Genomic DNA, 15,793 nt, shown 5'->3' with positions numbered 1-15,793 from the left:
GATAACACAGCTTTCTGCCAAGTGTTACAGCGCGCAATACTCAATGGGGTGTTTTGCACGTATTACAGCGATGCACTAGTACTGCGCAAGCGTTAAGCTATTTTAGCGCAGTAAAATTACACTAAAAGGTCACAAGGCGTCATCATGTTAATGTTTTATTCAGTTTGTTTCCAGCCTTTTTATAATCGTTTGGCGAGCTGCTCGATCACTTTAACCGCTATTTCTATTTTACTGGTTTCAGGTAAGTCGAGTTGTTCATTTTGCCAATACAGGGTGAGTGCGTTGCGCTCAGAATTAAAGCCTACATCACTGTGCGATACATCGTTGGCACAAATCATATCGAGGTTTTTATTGGTTAGTTTCCCCTTTGCGTAATTAGCAACGTTCTGCGTTTCTGCGGCGAAGCCGACGGTGTAAGGGCGGTTTTGTGTGAGGTTTGCAACCGCGGCTATTACATCTGGGTTTTTAACTAAGCTAAGAGTGAGTTCATCGCCTTGTTTTTTCATTTTTTGCGTGGCGATACTTGCTGCACGATAATCGGCCACAGCGGCACAACCAATAAAGGCATCTGAGTGAGGCGCATATTTGAGTGACTCATGCAGTAACTGTTCAGCACTTTCTATATTAATTAAATTAACACCTTGCGGTGCTGTAATAGTTACCGGGCCTGAAATTAAGTTCACGTGTGCGCCAAATGATAACGCAGCTTGCGCCAGTGCATAGCCCATTTTTCCAGAGCTATGATTTGATATAAAACGAACAGGATCGAGAGGTTCACGGGTTGGGCCTGCGGTAATTGTAATTGTTTTACCTGCTAAGAGTTGTGGTTGCGCAGGTTCAGTGCATAAACTCACTAATTCATGCGGTTCAAGCATTCGCCCAGCACCGACATCACCACAAGCTTGCTCACCCTTACCTGGTCCCCAAACAGCAACGCCACGAGCCTTTAAAGTGGCTATATTAGTTTGCGTTGCAAGGTGTGCGTACATTTGCTGATTCATAGCTGGTGCGATGGCAACTTTTGCGGGGGTCGCCAGTAATAAAGTCGTGAGCAAGTCGTCAGCAATCCCTGCGGCCATTTTCGCAATAATATTGCTGGTGGCAGGGGCAACTAAAATTAAATCAGCCCATTTGGCAAATTCAATATGTCCCATAGCGGCTTCGGCTGATGGGTCTAGCAATGAGTCAGACACCATTTCACCACTCACAGCTTGCATGGTTAGCGGGGTGATAAAATGTTTTGCTGATTCGGTCATTACTACTTTAACGTCACAACCATGGTCTTTTAAGCGTCTTACGAGTTCAGCACATTTATACGCTGCAATTCCACCGCTAATACCCAGCACTATTTTTTTATTTGTTAAATTAATCATGGTTGTTCATCAATTTTATAAAATATGGTGGCTAAAATAACAAATCTTGAGCGTGACAGCTAAGATAAAATGCGTTTTATCGCGCTAATTTTTGATTTTGCATTACAGTTATACAGTACAGTAATCTTTCAAGGATGAATCATGCAATTAACGTCACTGCCTAATTCGCTCCGCCCGCGAGAAAAACTGCTAGAAAAGGGCGCAAAGGCACTCTCTGATGCTGAACTATTAGCTATATTTTTGCGCACGGGCCTACCCGGCATGAATGCCATAGAGTTGGCGCAGCATCTGATCAACGAAAATAAAACCCTGCATAATTTGTTTAATGCCAGTATGGATGAATTTTGTGCGCAAAAAGGCTTGGGAATGGCTAAATATGTTCAGCTACAAGCAGTACTTGAGCTAAGCCAGCGTTACATGCAAGAAGGCTTTGTACGCGACGCCGTTTTTAACTCTCCACAAGCCGTTTATGACTATTTAACGCTGCAAATGCGTGGATTGCAGCAAGAGGTATTTATGGTGTTGTATCTTGATAGTCAAAATCGTTTATTAAAAGATGAAATATTATTTTACGGCACAATTAATGCGGCCAGTGTATATCCGCGTGAAGTGGTAAAGGCGGCACTGAAAAATAATGCGGCGGCGGTTATTTTTTCACATAATCACCCCAGTGGTATTGCAGAACCGAGTCAGGCCGATAAGCTCATTACCAATAAGTTGTGCCAAGCACTGCAATTAGTCGACATAAATGTGTTGGATCATATTATTATTGGTGGTGAAAGCAGTGTTTCGTTTGCCGAACGGGGACTGATTTGAGTTTATCGCTTCAGATATGTGCTAAAAATGAGCGGTTTAGTGCGTTTTGGCAAATTAGTTTAATTTAAATGCAGTTTTTACTTTCCCTAAGGGCATTCGATCTTTATAATTAGCCGCTATCAAATTTACACATGAGCTGGTTGGATAAGATCAGTATTTGATCTTTGCCTGTAAAAGCTGTATAAAGAGCGCCCTTTCGATTTATCTCTAGGGCACAATACATGGCCTTAGGGAAAATTAAGCTCGAGCGAAGTTATTGGAGATATATAGACATGTCTAAAGTATGTCAAGTTACAGGTAAGCGTCCAGCGGTTGGTAACCACCGTTCACACGCGAGAAACGCGACTAAACGTCGTTTCCTACCTAACCTACAAACACACCGTTTTTGGGTTGAAAGTGAAAAACGTTTTGTAACATTACGCACTACTACTAAAGGTATGCGTATTATCGATAAAAAAGGCATTGACACGGTTCTTACTGAAATCCGTGCTCGTGGCGAAAAAGTTTAAGGAACTGAATTATGCGCGATAAGATCCGTTTAGTTTCAACTGCTGGTACTGGTTTTTTCTACACTACCGACAAGAACAAGCGTAACATGCCTGAAAAAATGGAAATCAAAAAATTCGATCCTAAGGCTCGTAAACATGTGATTTTCAAAGAAGCTAAAATCAAGTAATTTAGTTTTCTTTCAGAAATGTAAAAACCCAGCTTATGCTGGGTTTTTTGTTTTTAAAATCTGCTCTATCATCCACCGAAACCATATCACCGTAATGATACCCATTGAATTAAATCGCTAATTGGCTTTTGTTAAGCACCACGAATTATTCCGTAGATAATGGCATCAGTTGTTTATAACTAAAAAACATAAAGAGTATGAGCATTAAATAATTTTACGAGCTAAGTCGTTTGGTGTTGTGTATTTAGAGTGCGGTTATGAGCTGTTTAAGTATGCCTGAAGAGGAAGAAGGAGGCTTTACGCTGACTTACTGGGGTATGAGCTGTAAGTAGCTCTAAGGCTACTTACAGCGCGATATTTATACTTTAAAGTTCTCTACTGATATTCTTAGTTCTTCGGCTAATTTAGCCACTTCTGAACTTGAAATATTCGTTTGTACAGCGCCTTCTGCTGTTTGCTCGGCAATAGCAACAATAGACTCTAAGCGCTCACTGATCTCTTGTGATACTTGTTGTTGCTCTTGTGCTGCTGTTGATATCTCTTCACTGACATTATGCGCTTGTGATACTGCAAGGGTAATTGAATCCAGTGCACTGTTGGCTAAGTCACTTTGCTCAACACACGAAACCGCGCGTTCTTTACCTTTTTCCATAGCTTTAACCGCTTCTTCAGCGCCCGACTGTAGTGACTCAATCATAGATTGAATTTCTTGGGTCGACTCTTGTGTTTTACTTGCAAGTGATCTTACTTCATCAGCTACCACAGCAAAGCCTCTGCCGTACTCTCCGGCACGAGCGGCTTCAATCGCTGCATTAAGTGCGAGTAAGTTAGTTTGCTCGGCAATACCGCGAATAACATCTAAAATACTACCAATTGATGCGCTATCTTTGTGTAGTTTATTGATAACACTTGATGCTTCGTCTACCTCGTAGGCGAGTTGCTCAATGGTTGCTTTATTTTGATTTGAAATACCTTTAACGCGCTCCGCTTCTTTATCGGCATTTTTAATTTCGCTCAGTGCTTGTTGTGCACTATTACTCACTGTTTGTGATGTGCTGCTCATTTCAGTGGTTGCGGTTGCTGCTTGCTCTACTTGCGCTTGCTGATTACTGATTGCTTTGCTTGATTCACCGGTAATTGTTGAGGTTTGCTCAGAAGCGGCTGCAAGTTGTGTTGAACGTGAAATAATACCGGTGATTAAGCTACGTAAACTATCGATTAAGGTATTACAACTTTTCGATAATTCACCAAATTCATCTTTTGCGCTGTCATCTAAGCGTTGAGTCATATCACCACTGGCAACAATATCTAGAATACGATTTACTTCCGCTAATGGCTTAGTAATACGGTTAACCGTAATGATGGCTACAAGCACAGCGATAATAGTCGCAATGATCATACCTATCCATGTCCATAAATTAGCTGAGTTTACGTCACTACGTACGCCCTCTTGTAATGTAAATGCAACGCCACTGGCTTGTAATACTAATTCGTCAATTTGGCTAAGCGCTGTTTTAGTCGCTTTTTCAGACTCTGCTAATTCACGCTCGGTTGTGCTTATTGCGTCAATAAGGCGTTTTTTATTCGCTGAAAGGCTATCGTTACCTAAAATATTGCTCTCTAGGGTATCTACATAACCCTTTAAGTCATTAAACAAGCTGCTGTGACTTTGCTCTATCGCCGGCTTTATTAATGAAACGGTACGAACGACTTCTTCAAAGTAATACACTTGTTCATTTTTAATAATATCGAGCGTGTTAAGCGTTTTAACGGTTAGCATGTCGGTGCTGCTGGTAACCACGGACATAAAGTTATTTTCTAGATTATTAGCTGCTTGATAAGCGCGTGGATGATTATCCTCTAAACCATCAATATCAATAATATCAAGTACCATAGAGTTGGCATCTTCTGCCGCGAGCTCAACGGTTTCTAGTTGCGCTTTGAGCTTTTTGTTAAGCACTAGCTGGGTGTTTTTATCTTTAAGCAGGCTGTTTATGATATTTGAAAAGCTCTGGTAGGTTTTTTCAACTTCAAGGCTGCTTTTGTTTAGCTGTGGATCGTCTTTAACAACTTGTTGTAGTTCGCGGTGCAATTTATTAAATATTTGTTTTTGCTCTTCTATTTGCGCTTTTAACGTGGCGAGTTCTTGAGCCGATGTTATATGGAAACTAGCTTGAGCGGCTTTACTCATCAAAATAAATTCAGCTTGTAACTGAGCGCTCTTGTTTAATGCAGGAAGCGATAGCTGATTAACTTTTTGAGTTGAACGATCTATATTTGCTATTTTTATTAAAGAGTTACCGCCAATAATTAAAAGTAATAAAGTGATAAATATAAAACCACCCCAAATACGTTGACTCACTGTTAGATTCATATGGTTTTCCATTCAAAAATACGTCTATTAAAACTTATCGGCGCTTTCAACAATAAGTTAAGTAATTAAAAATAATTAATTTTTACTGTTAATAGTTAGTTGCTAAATTTACCGCAAAACTTAATTACAAACTAAGCTTTTATTAAAGATAAAAAATAATTTAGGCAATAATACTCGTTTACTGTCTATGTTTAACTCAATTATAAGAGTATTGCTATTTTTTACACATTATTGTGAATGTTTTGTAATTATGCAATTTAACATCCACTCTTAAACTTAACAGATGTATTAACTTTTTTCAGTTTATTTAGACAAAAGTTGTGATTTTTCTGAAAATTTTTGCTTACTTTGCAGTTCTATTAGTGTCATTGAGCCACCCCATACGCAACCCGTGTCTAGAGCATAAAGGTGGTTGTAGGGCGTTTTGCCTTCAAGTGCTGCCCAGTGTCCAAAAATTAGGTCATGTTGAGCGTTCATAATGGCAGGATGAGAAAACCAAGGAATTAGTGATGATGAATTTGTTGTTGCTTCTTTTGCATTAAAATCGAGCAAATTATCAGGCGTAATAAAGCGCATGCGAGTGAAATAATTAACGATGTAACGAAATTTAGCAGCATCATCAAGTTGCTCACTCCATTTTAGCGGGTGAGGCTGATACATGTTTTTAAAATAGAACTCGGCATTGTTTTGACTGTAACATTGCTGCGCAAATTGTGCGTGTTCAATAGCGTGTGCGCACGACCAATCAGGGTTAAGTCCTGCATGAGAGATAAAACAATTATATTGTTCTAAATAAAGCGCTAAAGGCTGAGTTTGTAAAAACGCGATGTAGTGGGGCAGTTTACTACTGTTAAACAGTGCAGTGAGTTTGTCTTTGGGGTTAGGTGTAACGTTATTTAAATAACAGGCAATCATGTGTAAGTCATGATTGCCTAATGTGACGCTAACGCTGTCTTGATGTTGATAAATATAATCAAGGCACGCTTTAGAGTCTGGGCCGCGAGCGACAATATCACCCACTAAATATAGGTGATCTTTGCTAGGGTTAAAGTCGACTTGCTTTAACAATAAACTAAATTCGTCAAAGCAGCCTTGTAAATCACCTATTGCGTAGTCGGCCATTGTTACCTGTTTTTATCAGTGTAGGATATTAGGGCAGGCTAAGCGGAATACGTTTATGGGTGCTTTAAATTCAGCACCAAACTCGTTACGTAAAGTGTAATGTCCCTGCATGGTGCCTACCGGTGTATCTATTATTGCACCACTGGTATATTTGTAGCTTTCACCTGGGGCTATATCTGGGGTTTCACCCACCACACCTTCGCCTTGCACTTCTACTTCTTTGCCATTGGCATCAGTAATTAGCCAATAACGGCTAAGTAGCTTTGCACTGCATAAACTGTGGTTTTTTATAGTAACGGAGTAGGCGAACACAAACTTATCTAGTTCAGGTTGCGATTGCTCTTCTACATAAAACGTTTCAACAGATACCTTTACAGGTGATCCTATATTACTGCTTGTTGTCATAAATCCAGTTAGCTATATCAATAAATTGTTGTAACGACAGGCTCTCAGCTCGCAAAGTAATATCAATGCCAATGCTGGTTAATTCGTCAGCGGTTAGAAGGTTGCCAAGGCTGTTACGCAACGTTTTACGGCGCTGATTAAACGCTTCTAAACAAACGGTGTTTAATATTTTAACGCTTTTAGCGGTGCGCTGCTGTGCCTTTTTAGGGATTAAGCGAATAACCGCAGAATCGACTTTAGGTGCCGGTTTAAAGCATTCAGGCGGTACCTCTACCACAGGCATCGCATGACAGTAGTATTGAGTCATTACACTCAAGCGGCCAAAGGTTTTACTACCAGGGCCTGCTACCATGCGCTTTACCACTTCTTTTTGCAGCATAAAGTGCATGTGCTCAATATGATCGGCAAATTCAAACAGGTGAAACAACAAAGGCGTTGAAATGTTGTACGGCAGGTTGCCGAATACTTTTAGTTTTTTGTCATCTTTAACTAGGCTTGCAAAATCAAACTTCATTGCATCGCCTTGGTTAACGGTTAATTTTGGCCCTAAAAATGGGTGTTCAATTAAACGCTGGGCTAAATCTTTATCTAGCTCAACAACCGTTAAATGGCCACTTAAATCGGCAACAGGCTCGGTAATAGCGCCTAGACCTGGGCCAATTTCTACTAAATTATCTTGCGGTTTAGGATCGATAGCGGTGACGATTTTGTCGATGATTGACTCATCGAATAAAAAGTTTTGGCCAAAACGTTTACGGGCGCGGTGTCCTAAGTGTACTTTATCGGTCATTGATTCTGTGCTTTTTCATGGGCGAGCTTAATTGCTTCGCGGATCGCTAATTCAAAACTGCCAACATCAGCATCGCCTGTACCGGCTAAATCAAGCGCAGTACCGTGATCGACTGAGGTGCGAATAAATGGAAGGCCGAGAGTTATATTCACTGACTTACCAAATCCTTTGTATTTTAGCACAGGTAATCCCTGATCGTGATACATAGCCAGCACTGCATCGGCTTCATTTAGGTATTTATCTTGAAATAGGGTATCGGCTGGTAAAGGTCCGATTAAGTTCATCCCCTCAGCTCTTAGTAGGTCGAGCGTAGGCGTAATCGTGTCGATTTCTTCGCGGCCTAAATGGCCATCTTCACCGGCATGTGGGTTTAAGCCACAGACTAAAATACGTGGTTGCTCAATGCCAAATTTCGTTTTTAAGTCATGATTAAGAATATTAGCCACTTTAACTAGTCGCTCTTGCGTAATAGCACGAGAGACATAAGCAAGCGGAATATGTGTAGTTACTAGGGCAACACGCAAACCTTCAGTGGCTAATAACATAACCACATCGGCTGTACCTGATTGCTGAGCAAAGTACTCAGTATGGCCACTAAAAGAAATGCCGGCTTGGTTAATAATACCTTTATGAACAGGCCCCGTAACAATGGCATCAAATGTGCCATCCATATTCTTCTCGCTGGCAATACGTAATGTATCTAAAACGTATTGCCCATTGGCGTCATTAAGAACGCCAAGCTCAACGGGCTCTGCTAAATCAATCTGCTTAATATATAAGCTACCTGCTGCTGTTGGCATTGCTTTGGCTTGTTCATCAAATTCAATTAATTTAATGTTTAAACCTAAATGCTTAGCGCGCTGTTTTAGTAGCGATGCATCTGCAATCGCTACTAGTTGCGCATCCCAGCTATGCTGTGCCAGTTTTAATAGCAAGTCTGGGCCAATGCCTGCAGGCTCACCTGGGGTTACCGCAATTCTTAAGGTCATAATTATTCGTCTATTGGGAAAATTTCAACATGGGCTTGTTCGCGCATTTCTTGCTGCCAGTTAAAGCTTTCCTCTTTAAATTTACGATTAAACAACATGCCATGTGCACGATTACGTTTAGCTTGCTCGGTCTTATCTGCAACACGTTTATCTAGTAACTGCACAATGTGCCAGCCAAACTGACTTCTAAATGGTTCGCTGATTTCGTTTTTATCAAGTGATAGTAACGTATCTCTAAACGCAGGCACGTAGGTGGTTGGATCAGTCCAATCGTATTGACCACCTTTAAGTGCTGAACCGGGGTCTTGTGAGTATTCTTTAGCAAGTTCTGCAAAGTCAGCATCGCCGGCGCGTAAATCTTTAACAAAGCCAGCTAGCATAGTGCGTGCTTTTTCTTCACTTAAAATGATTGAAGGCTTAATAAGAATATGACGAGATTTAACTTCGGTGGTTTCAACTACTTGACGCCCACGTACGTCTTGTACTTTAATGATGTGGAAACCCGCACCGGAACGAAGTGGACCAATAATCGCATCTTTCTTTTTACCTTTTACAGCTTCTGCAAATAACGATGGCATTTCGTTAATGCCCATCCAGCCTAATTGGCCGCCCTCAAGGGCCTTTGAGCCACTTGATGATGAAATGGCAATACGCTTAAATTCTTGGCCGTCTTGCAGCAGCTCAATAACTTTGTCTGCGCGTGTTTTTGCTGAGCTTACGTCGTCTGCACTTGCACCACTTGGAATATCGATAAGAATATGACCAATATCATATTCTTCGGCATTTTGGCCTTGGCTATCCATAATTTTTAGTAGGTTATCAATTTCTTGATCGCTTACATATATACGGCGGTCTACGTTTGCACGCGTAACTTGTTGCGTGGTTATCTCTTTACGAATTTCTTCGCGGTAAGCTTGAAAGCTCTCACCCGACGCTTCAATAGTACGACGCAAATCAGCAATTGTACCGCCTTGCTCTTTAGCCATGTTGGCAAGGGTTTGGTCAAGCTGGCTATCTGAAATTTCTAAGCCCATACGCTCAGCCATCTGCATCATCAAGGTTTGATTTACTAAACGCTCAATCGCCTGAACACGCAGTGTTTCGTCTTTTGGCAGCTGTTGGTTTTGTTCTTCTGCTTGTTTTTTTACGCGATCAACAATGGTGTCTACTTCACTTTTTAAAATAACGCCTTGGTTTACAATACCAATTACTTTATCTATTTCGACAGGGGCGGCAAATGCACTTTGGCATAAGCTGAACGTTAAAACTGCTGATGTTAATAATTTTTTTAAATTCATATTCTTTTTACTACTCTTACTAATAGTACTGTTGTAATGCTAAATACGGCTAAATTGATATAGTTATTTGTAAATTTTTACTATAAATAAAGCAGTTTAGTCATTAAGAAAATACGGCCTACGATAACCAAAAATACCTTGTTGTAATAATTTTTGAGCATCGTAACGGCTTTTACTACCAAGCCCTTTTAATACAAAATTCAAACGAATACTCGAATCAAAAGTGGCTTGGGGTTGCCCAATTGACTGATTTAAATCAGTTTCAATTTGGCGATGGCCAGTAATTTGGAACGCCCAACAGCACGATTCATACTGTAATCCACTAAATACTTCAATACTGCGGTTATTATCAAGATCGCGATGGTAACTTGCAATAAATTGCCACTCGTCACTGATAGGGATGCTTGTAAATAAGCCCGCTTGCTCGATTGTATTTCCTGAGACATCATTTGCATAGCGATGGTTCAATTGAACCAGCTGATTATCGTCACCTTTGTAGTCTAAGGTTAAATTTGACTGGATAATTTGCTTGCCATCCGTGTCGTACTGAATACCACCCGATAAATACCAGCGGCGGTGCCAATGTAACATGGTTTGCGCTGCAAACAAGGCATTGTAGTTACTATCGCTATTAAGCCCTTGCTCTGTAGGCTTGGCTGAATCACTTAAATAAAATATTTGGCCTGCGCTGAAGTTAAATACTTCTTCATTTTTCTTATCAAATAAACGCGTTGTAGCCCCGAGCGTAAATTGATTAGCTGCGGCAATTCGGTCAACACTTGAAAAACGCGCATCCCTGAATAAACCAAAAAAGTCATCTTGTAACTTGGTGGTATCGTATAAGCCAATGTCAGACTGATCTTTATTAGGCGTATATAAATACTGAATTTGTGGCTCTAGAGTTTGAATACCATCGTCAATAAAAATTGAGGTGTCGCGCTCAAAGTTAAGCTGAGAATATAAGCGCACTTTAGGCAAAGTACGCGAAACATTATCGCTATACTGTGTACCCTGTAAATCACCGTCTTGTTTATAGTTAGTTTGAAGCAAGCTTACTTCAGATAAAAACGACCAAGCATATTCTTTGTAATCAAAGCGTGCTTTAGGTTCGATGTGCACGCGAGTAGCTTGGTCAATTACCGCTGAGCTGTTAGTAAAATGGCTCAGCTCGCCTGAAACACTAAAATCGAAATAATCAATTTTCCATGGGGTAGTTTGGGTAAAGCTAATTTGTGGTAACGCCGTGTATGATTCTAAGTGGTCACCTAGTACTTCAAAGTTTTGCACTTTTATATCAGTACGCCACATTTCGCCCATATGGGTTAGCGAGCCGGTACGATAAAGCTGCGTATCGGTTTTACTGGCATAAGCGGAGTTTAAATCAGTTAGGTAGTTGTCATCACTAACATTGGTAATATCAATACTGGCTCGCCAGTCTTCACCAATATAACTTTTTTGTTGCCAATGAAACAAAAAGCGCTCGTTAAGTTCAGGCTCTGAGTCATCTTTATTTAAATATTCTACAGCCACTAAACCTTGGTGCTCTGGGGTTAAATATCTAAATTCAGTTTGTAACTGTAGCCCTTTACGTGACATATAACGCGGGGTAATAGTGGCATCATAATTAGGGGCAATGTTCCAATAATAAGGCGTAATCGTTTCTAACCCATAGCGATCTGAACTTGAAAAGCTGGGCGTTAATAAGCCTGACTTACGGCGCTCATCGAGTGGGAAAGTAAAATAAGGTAAATAGAGTACCGGCGTATCTAAAATACGTAGCACGGCATTGTAGGTTTCGCCCCAGCCTTCTTCACGTGATAAGTTTATTTCATCGGCTTCAATAGCCCACACAGGCGTATTACCTGGGCACGCAGTAAAGCTTGCATTCATCAGCATTAAGCCAGACTTATCGATGGTGAGCTTTTCCGCGCCGCCTTTACCTTGTTGTTGTGTTAGGCTGTATTGTGCGCCTAATAAACTAAATGCTGAGTTATTTAAATCGGCATTTAAGCCCGAACTTTGTACGTGGCTTACATAATCGCGATAGGTAATTGGGCCAGTGGCATTAAGCAGGCCACGTTGTTTATCAATCAGTGCTGATTGTGCGGACAAACTCATGTTAACGGTGTTAATATCAACATTGCCAGTAAATTCAGCGCTTTGTGTGCCTAAAAGCTCAACGTCATCAGCGCTGATATCAACCGTTCCAAGCTCAAGGCCAGCAAGCGGTTGCCAAGCTCTGGTTTGCATTGAAGTGCCACAAAAGTTGTGTGTCAGTTCAGTTTCGGCAAGCGATGGTGCGCTCAGTACGCTTAGCATCAAAATGCCCCAGGTTTTGCTCATTTATCGACCTTTATGCTCTGTGATTAGTTACAAGCTATACATAATAAAGGAAAACAATGGCAAAGTAATTAGTGAAAAATAGATAGCTTATAAAATGACACGCTTTGAGAGTTTACAACAGTTTATTAATACTCACTTTGGTGAGCAATCCTATGCGCTTAATGCAATAACTGCAGATGCCAGTTTTCGCCGTTATTATAGGTTAAACGCTGAAAATAAAAACTTTATTGTGATGGACTCCGATCCAAAAAAAGTTAACAACGTCCCTTATATTGCATTAAACAAGGTGTTTTCTGAGCAGGGGTTTTTATTACCATCCATTATTCATAGTGACGAGCAGCAAGGTTTTTTTATTCTAAGTGATTTAGGTAGCACCCATTTAGCTGACTTGCTTGATGATGCCAATCGCAGCGAGTATTACCAGCAACTGATCAGTTTAAGTGCCAAGTGGGCAAAAATTCCAGCCGCGCCGTCAATGAATCCGTATGACCGTGACTTTATTGCATTAGAGTTGGATATTTTTAAAAATTGGCTGGTTAATGATTTTATTAGCGCAGAGCTCAGTGCAGAGCAGCAACAGACTTGGCAAACAAGCACAGCGCTGCTAATAAATACACTGCTTGAGCAACCCACAGTCACAATGCACCGGGATTATCACAGTCGTAATATTATGCGCTGCGAGCAGCAATGGGCGATTATTGATTATCAAGACGCGGTACAAGGCCCATTATGTTACGACTTAGTCTCACTTTTAAGAGACTGCTACTTTAAATTGCCTAAAGACGAGCTGAATCATTTACTTGAGTTTGGTTACGACGAATTTAAACGCCAAGGTTTAATAACTAACGAGTCATTTGCAGAATTTAAATATTGGTTTGATTTAACGGGTTTGCAACGCCATTTAAAAGCGGCGGGTATTTTTTGTCGTTTATATTTGCGTGATGGTAAACAAGGTTACTTAGCAAATATACTCCCTACACTTGAATACGTAATAGAGGTGGCGGCACAATACCCTGAGCTTAGCGACTTATCGGCTTTGATAAAAACTAGCGTGGTGCCAAAGGTGCAACAGCGGTTAAAAGAGGAACAACCATGAAGGCGATGATATTAGCCGCTGGGCGCGGTAAACGTATGATGCCGCTCACCGCAGAGTTACCTAAGCCTATGTTATGTGTAGCGGGAAAACCACTGATTGAGCATCATATTATGCGCCTAAAGGCTGCAGGTATTACTCAAATAATAATTAACCTTGCGTGGGAAGGAGATAAAATAAAAACCTATTTTGCAGATGGGCGCGCGTGGGGCGTGACTATAACCTATAGCCAAGAAGTGACGGGCGGGCTTGAAACCGCAGGCGGTATTATTCAAGCGCTTCCTTTACTTGGTGAATCATTTATTGTGATTAATGGGGATGTTTACAGCGACTACGATATCAGTGCATTAATGCAGCTACATTTACAGCCTAAAGAGGCGCACATTGTATTGGTTGAAAACCCTGCGCATAATCCTGATGGCGATTTTGCACTGAGCCACTTACCGACAAATAGCCAGCGGTATACCTTTTCAGGGATAGGGCGTTATCAAGCTGACTTTTTTGAGGGGCTAGCCCCAGGCATTCGGCCATTAGGCCCTTTGCTACGTGAAAAATTAAATGAACATTTAGTCTCCACTGAACTCTATATTGGCCAATGGGACGATATAGGCACACCAGAGCGTTTATCGGCTCTTAACCAACAACTAGCGCCATAAGCTAAATATAAAACATTAGAGGTAAGTTTTAAAATGTGGGGAAAAATTCTCGGTTTCTGTTTTGGTTTTATGTTTGGCAAAATATTTGGTGCCATTTTAGGCTTATACCTAGGCCATATGTTTGATAAAAGCTTAAAAAAAGACTTTGATAAAGCTGGCGGCTTTTCTAACCTTTTTAAAGGCGATGATGTTAACGAACGCCAAGCGTTGTTTTTTTCGAGTTGCTTTGCGGTAATGGGACATATTGCCAAGTCGAATGGCCGTGTTAGCGAAACCCACATTAAAGCAGCGACGCTGTTTATGGATGAAATGGGCTTAAAAGGCGAAGAGCGCCGTGAAGCGCAGCAGGCGTTTCAATCGGGTAAAGACAGCGACTTTTCACTCAAAGATACGGTTTATGATTTTAAAGAACGTTTTGCTAAACGTTACGATTTACTGCAGTTATTTTTAGAAATTCAAATTCAAATGGCGTTTTCTGACGGGGTACTTGCTGCACAAGAAAAGCAATTACTGCAAGAAGTTAGTAAGCAGCTAGGTGTGTCTAAAGCACACTTTGCCTTTGTATTAAAACGTTATCAAGCAGAGTTTAACTTTAGGCAGCAACAACAGCGTTTTAAACAGCAGCAAAGTCAAAGTAGCAGCTACCGTGAAGGTTCAGGACATCATGTACCACCAAGTAATGATATGAACCGTTCGCAAGCATTGGCCTTATTAGGGTTAAATAAAGACGCATCGCAACGTGATATTAAAGTAGCCTACCGAAAGCTCATGGCTCAGCACCATCCTGATAAGCTCGTATCGCAAGGTTTACCTAAGCATATGATGGAAGTCGCGGTTAAAAAAAGCCAAGATATTCAAGCGGCATACGAGTATTTAAAAAAGGCGGCGTAAAAACCCGTCTATTTCTTTGCTTAGCCGTGCATGTTGCTGCGGCGCATCGCGTAATCCAAACAACTGACGTTGGCGATAATCAAACTTTGCATTTCGATTAACCCAACGCTGACGGTTTTTAAGGTTCATTAAGATATCATTACTGTCTGTAGCAAAATAAATATCCAACAAAGCGGGGGTGACCAAGGATGTTATTTGGCTTAACTTTGCATTACGTTTTGTATTAGGAAGGTAGCTACTTAAACTAATGAAGGCGCTTATTTTTGAGTCTGAAAATTCAGCGTAGTGCTCCAACAACACCCCAGCGCTGGTGCCTTGTGCAATAACAACAATATTCTCAGACTCCATCGCAGCTTGTTGGTATAAAGCTTCGTAGCGAGCGACTAGTTTTAATTTATAGTTATCTACCACTTTAGTATTTACTTGTTCAACATAGTCAGCATGATGGGGCTGTTTTTGTGTGCTGGTGTCAGGCTTAGTATTTGCGTTGGCTGTTTCATTATTTGTGCCCACAGGATCATTAATCGTTTTTGCTGCATCATCTTGAGCTGCTTGCCAATCAATATCAGGCACTGTCATCGCATAAGAGGTATACCCGTGGTTATTCAGTTCTTTACGTAAAAAGTTCATGCCTGCATTGTTTGTTGGCGTTGATTGCCAGTCAGGAATAAGTATTACAACACCTCTAAAGTCGGCACTCATATATTCACTGTATAAAGTTAAAAACTCAGTATCACCAGCTAAAATAGGCTTTACTTCATCACTTTGGGCTAGGCGAGAGATATCCGCATCAATATTTTTTGAAAAAGGAGGGGGAGCGATATACTCAGCACTAAGCGCTTGAAAACTGATTAACGTACAGCCAAGCACAAGAGTAGTAATAATGACTTTAAACATCTGCGTAATAAACATAATAAGCTTTTAATTTAAATCTTATTTATGTATCGGCGTAGTGCTCTTAAAGTTT

15 protein-coding genes are annotated in these 15,793 nt (G+C 40.8%); 6 read left to right on the top strand and 9 right to left on the bottom strand.

Annotation, left to right across the window (positions count from 1 at the left end; translation table 11 throughout):
* Nucleotides 1–179: 179 nt before the first annotated feature.
* Complete coding sequence (coaBC, locus tag PISS_RS13545) at nucleotides 180–1,373, bottom strand: bifunctional phosphopantothenoylcysteine decarboxylase/phosphopantothenate--cysteine ligase CoaBC (protein WP_013465907.1); 1,194 nt, start codon at nucleotides 1,371–1,373, stop codon at nucleotides 180–182.
* A gap of 141 nt (nucleotides 1,374–1,514) precedes the next feature.
* Between coaBC and radC the strand changes: the two genes are divergently transcribed.
* From radC to rpmG, 3 genes are all read left to right on the top strand, one after another.
* On the top strand, nucleotides 1,515–2,189 hold the full coding sequence (radC, locus tag PISS_RS13540) for a RadC family protein (protein ID WP_013465906.1): 675 nt from the start codon (nucleotides 1,515–1,517) through the stop codon (nucleotides 2,187–2,189).
* Nucleotides 2,190–2,461: 272 nt separating this feature from the next.
* Entirely contained in the window at nucleotides 2,462–2,698 is a 237-nt protein-coding gene (gene rpmB, locus PISS_RS13535) for a 50S ribosomal protein L28 (protein ID WP_008464111.1), read from the top strand.
* A gap of 11 nt (nucleotides 2,699–2,709) precedes the next feature.
* Nucleotides 2,710–2,865, top strand: a complete 156-nt coding sequence (rpmG, locus tag PISS_RS13530; protein WP_004587947.1) for a 50S ribosomal protein L33 — start codon at nucleotides 2,710–2,712, stop codon at nucleotides 2,863–2,865.
* Nucleotides 2,866–3,223: 358 nt separating this feature from the next.
* Here rpmG and PISS_RS13525 read toward each other — a convergent pair whose 3' ends face one another.
* From PISS_RS13525 to lptD, 7 genes are all read right to left on the bottom strand, one after another.
* The gene (locus PISS_RS13525) at nucleotides 3,224–5,239 is read right to left on the bottom strand and encodes a methyl-accepting chemotaxis protein (protein WP_013465904.1); all 2,016 of its coding nucleotides are present in this window, start codon (nucleotides 5,237–5,239) and stop codon (nucleotides 3,224–3,226) included.
* Between the two features lie 303 nt (nucleotides 5,240–5,542).
* Nucleotides 5,543–6,361: a symmetrical bis(5'-nucleosyl)-tetraphosphatase gene (locus PISS_RS13520; protein WP_058155261.1), complete on the bottom strand. Its 819-nt coding sequence runs from the start codon at nucleotides 6,359–6,361 to the stop codon at nucleotides 5,543–5,545.
* 15 nt (nucleotides 6,362–6,376) lie between these two features.
* Nucleotides 6,377–6,766 (bottom strand): Co2+/Mg2+ efflux protein ApaG, encoded by a 390-nt coding sequence (apaG, locus tag PISS_RS13515; RefSeq protein ID WP_008113223.1) that lies wholly within the window; start codon nucleotides 6,764–6,766, stop codon nucleotides 6,377–6,379.
* On the bottom strand, nucleotides 6,750–7,556 hold the full coding sequence (gene rsmA, locus PISS_RS13510; protein WP_008113221.1) for a 16S rRNA (adenine(1518)-N(6)/adenine(1519)-N(6))-dimethyltransferase RsmA: 807 nt from the start codon (nucleotides 7,554–7,556) through the stop codon (nucleotides 6,750–6,752). The genes apaG and rsmA overlap by 17 nt, the downstream gene beginning before the upstream one ends.
* On the bottom strand, nucleotides 7,553–8,545 hold the full coding sequence (pdxA, locus tag PISS_RS13505; protein WP_058155260.1) for a 4-hydroxythreonine-4-phosphate dehydrogenase PdxA: 993 nt from the start codon (nucleotides 8,543–8,545) through the stop codon (nucleotides 7,553–7,555). Before pdxA ends, rsmA begins: the two co-directional genes overlap by 4 nt.
* 2 nt (nucleotides 8,546–8,547) lie before the next feature.
* The gene (surA, locus tag PISS_RS13500) at nucleotides 8,548–9,843 is read right to left on the bottom strand and encodes a peptidylprolyl isomerase SurA (RefSeq protein ID WP_008464120.1); all 1,296 of its coding nucleotides are present in this window, start codon (nucleotides 9,841–9,843) and stop codon (nucleotides 8,548–8,550) included.
* A gap of 96 nt (nucleotides 9,844–9,939) precedes the next feature.
* Nucleotides 9,940–12,186 (bottom strand): LPS assembly protein LptD, encoded by a 2,247-nt coding sequence (gene lptD / locus PISS_RS13495; protein ID WP_008464121.1) that lies wholly within the window; start codon nucleotides 12,184–12,186, stop codon nucleotides 9,940–9,942.
* A 94-nt stretch (nucleotides 12,187–12,280) separates the two neighbouring features.
* On the opposite strand from lptD, the gene PISS_RS13490 reads away from it, so the two are divergent.
* The 3 genes from PISS_RS13490 to djlA are packed head-to-tail and all read left to right on the top strand — an operon-like array spanning nucleotide 12,281 to nucleotide 14,826.
* Nucleotides 12,281–13,282: an aminoglycoside phosphotransferase family protein gene (locus PISS_RS13490; protein ID WP_058155259.1), complete on the top strand. Its 1,002-nt coding sequence runs from the start codon at nucleotides 12,281–12,283 to the stop codon at nucleotides 13,280–13,282.
* Nucleotides 13,279–13,935 carry an N-acetylmuramate alpha-1-phosphate uridylyltransferase MurU gene (gene murU / locus PISS_RS13485; protein WP_058155258.1) on the top strand — a complete coding sequence of 219 codons (657 nt, stop codon included), beginning with the start codon at nucleotides 13,279–13,281 and terminating at the stop codon, nucleotides 13,933–13,935. Before PISS_RS13490 ends, murU begins: the two co-directional genes overlap by 4 nt.
* Nucleotides 13,936–13,968: 33 nt before the next feature.
* On the top strand, nucleotides 13,969–14,826 hold the full coding sequence (gene djlA / locus PISS_RS13480; protein WP_008113211.1) for a co-chaperone DjlA: 858 nt from the start codon (nucleotides 13,969–13,971) through the stop codon (nucleotides 14,824–14,826).
* Here djlA and PISS_RS13475 read toward each other — a convergent pair.
* On the bottom strand, nucleotides 14,809–15,738 hold the full coding sequence (locus PISS_RS13475) for a DUF3530 family protein (protein WP_058155257.1): 930 nt from the start codon (nucleotides 15,736–15,738) through the stop codon (nucleotides 14,809–14,811). The two genes, djlA and PISS_RS13475, sit on opposite strands and share 18 nt — an antisense overlap.
* Nucleotides 15,739–15,793 lie beyond the last annotated feature (55 nt).

Origin of the sequence: Pseudoalteromonas issachenkonii, assembly GCF_002310795.1 — a bacterium.
Lineage (GTDB): Bacteria > Pseudomonadota > Gammaproteobacteria > Enterobacterales > Alteromonadaceae > Pseudoalteromonas > Pseudoalteromonas tetraodonis.
The sequence above is the reverse complement of the archived record's forward strand: the minus strand, read 5'-3'. Positions and strand labels throughout refer to the sequence as shown.

Bases quoted from the DNA above. Each gene is read 5' to 3' on its own strand.
- coaBC (WP_013465907.1), bottom strand. From the start codon at position 1,373: ATGATTAATTTAACAAATAAAAAAATAGTGCTGGGTATTAGCGGTGGA.
- radC (WP_013465906.1), top strand. From the start codon at position 1,515: ATGCAATTAACGTCACTGCCTAATTCGCTCCGCCCGCGAGAAAAACTG.
- rpmB (WP_008464111.1), top strand. From the start codon at position 2,462: ATGTCTAAAGTATGTCAAGTTACAGGTAAGCGTCCAGCGGTTGGTAAC.
- rpmG (WP_004587947.1), top strand. From the start codon at position 2,710: ATGCGCGATAAGATCCGTTTAGTTTCAACTGCTGGTACTGGTTTTTTC.
- PISS_RS13525 (WP_013465904.1), bottom strand. From the start codon at position 5,239: ATGAATCTAACAGTGAGTCAACGTATTTGGGGTGGTTTTATATTTATC.
- PISS_RS13520 (WP_058155261.1), bottom strand. From the start codon at position 6,361: ATGGCCGACTACGCAATAGGTGATTTACAAGGCTGCTTTGACGAATTT.
- apaG (WP_008113223.1), bottom strand. From the start codon at position 6,766: ATGACAACAAGCAGTAATATAGGATCACCTGTAAAGGTATCTGTTGAA.
- rsmA (WP_008113221.1), bottom strand. From the start codon at position 7,556: ATGACCGATAAAGTACACTTAGGACACCGCGCCCGTAAACGTTTTGGC.
- pdxA (WP_058155260.1), bottom strand. From the start codon at position 8,545: ATGACCTTAAGAATTGCGGTAACCCCAGGTGAGCCTGCAGGCATTGGC.
- surA (WP_008464120.1), bottom strand. From the start codon at position 9,843: ATGAATTTAAAAAAATTATTAACATCAGCAGTTTTAACGTTCAGCTTA.
- lptD (WP_008464121.1), bottom strand. From the start codon at position 12,186: ATGAGCAAAACCTGGGGCATTTTGATGCTAAGCGTACTGAGCGCACCA.
- PISS_RS13490 (WP_058155259.1), top strand. From the start codon at position 12,281: ATGACACGCTTTGAGAGTTTACAACAGTTTATTAATACTCACTTTGGT.
- murU (WP_058155258.1), top strand. From the start codon at position 13,279: ATGAAGGCGATGATATTAGCCGCTGGGCGCGGTAAACGTATGATGCCG.
- djlA (WP_008113211.1), top strand. From the start codon at position 13,969: ATGTGGGGAAAAATTCTCGGTTTCTGTTTTGGTTTTATGTTTGGCAAA.
- PISS_RS13475 (WP_058155257.1), bottom strand. From the start codon at position 15,738: ATGTTTATTACGCAGATGTTTAAAGTCATTATTACTACTCTTGTGCTT.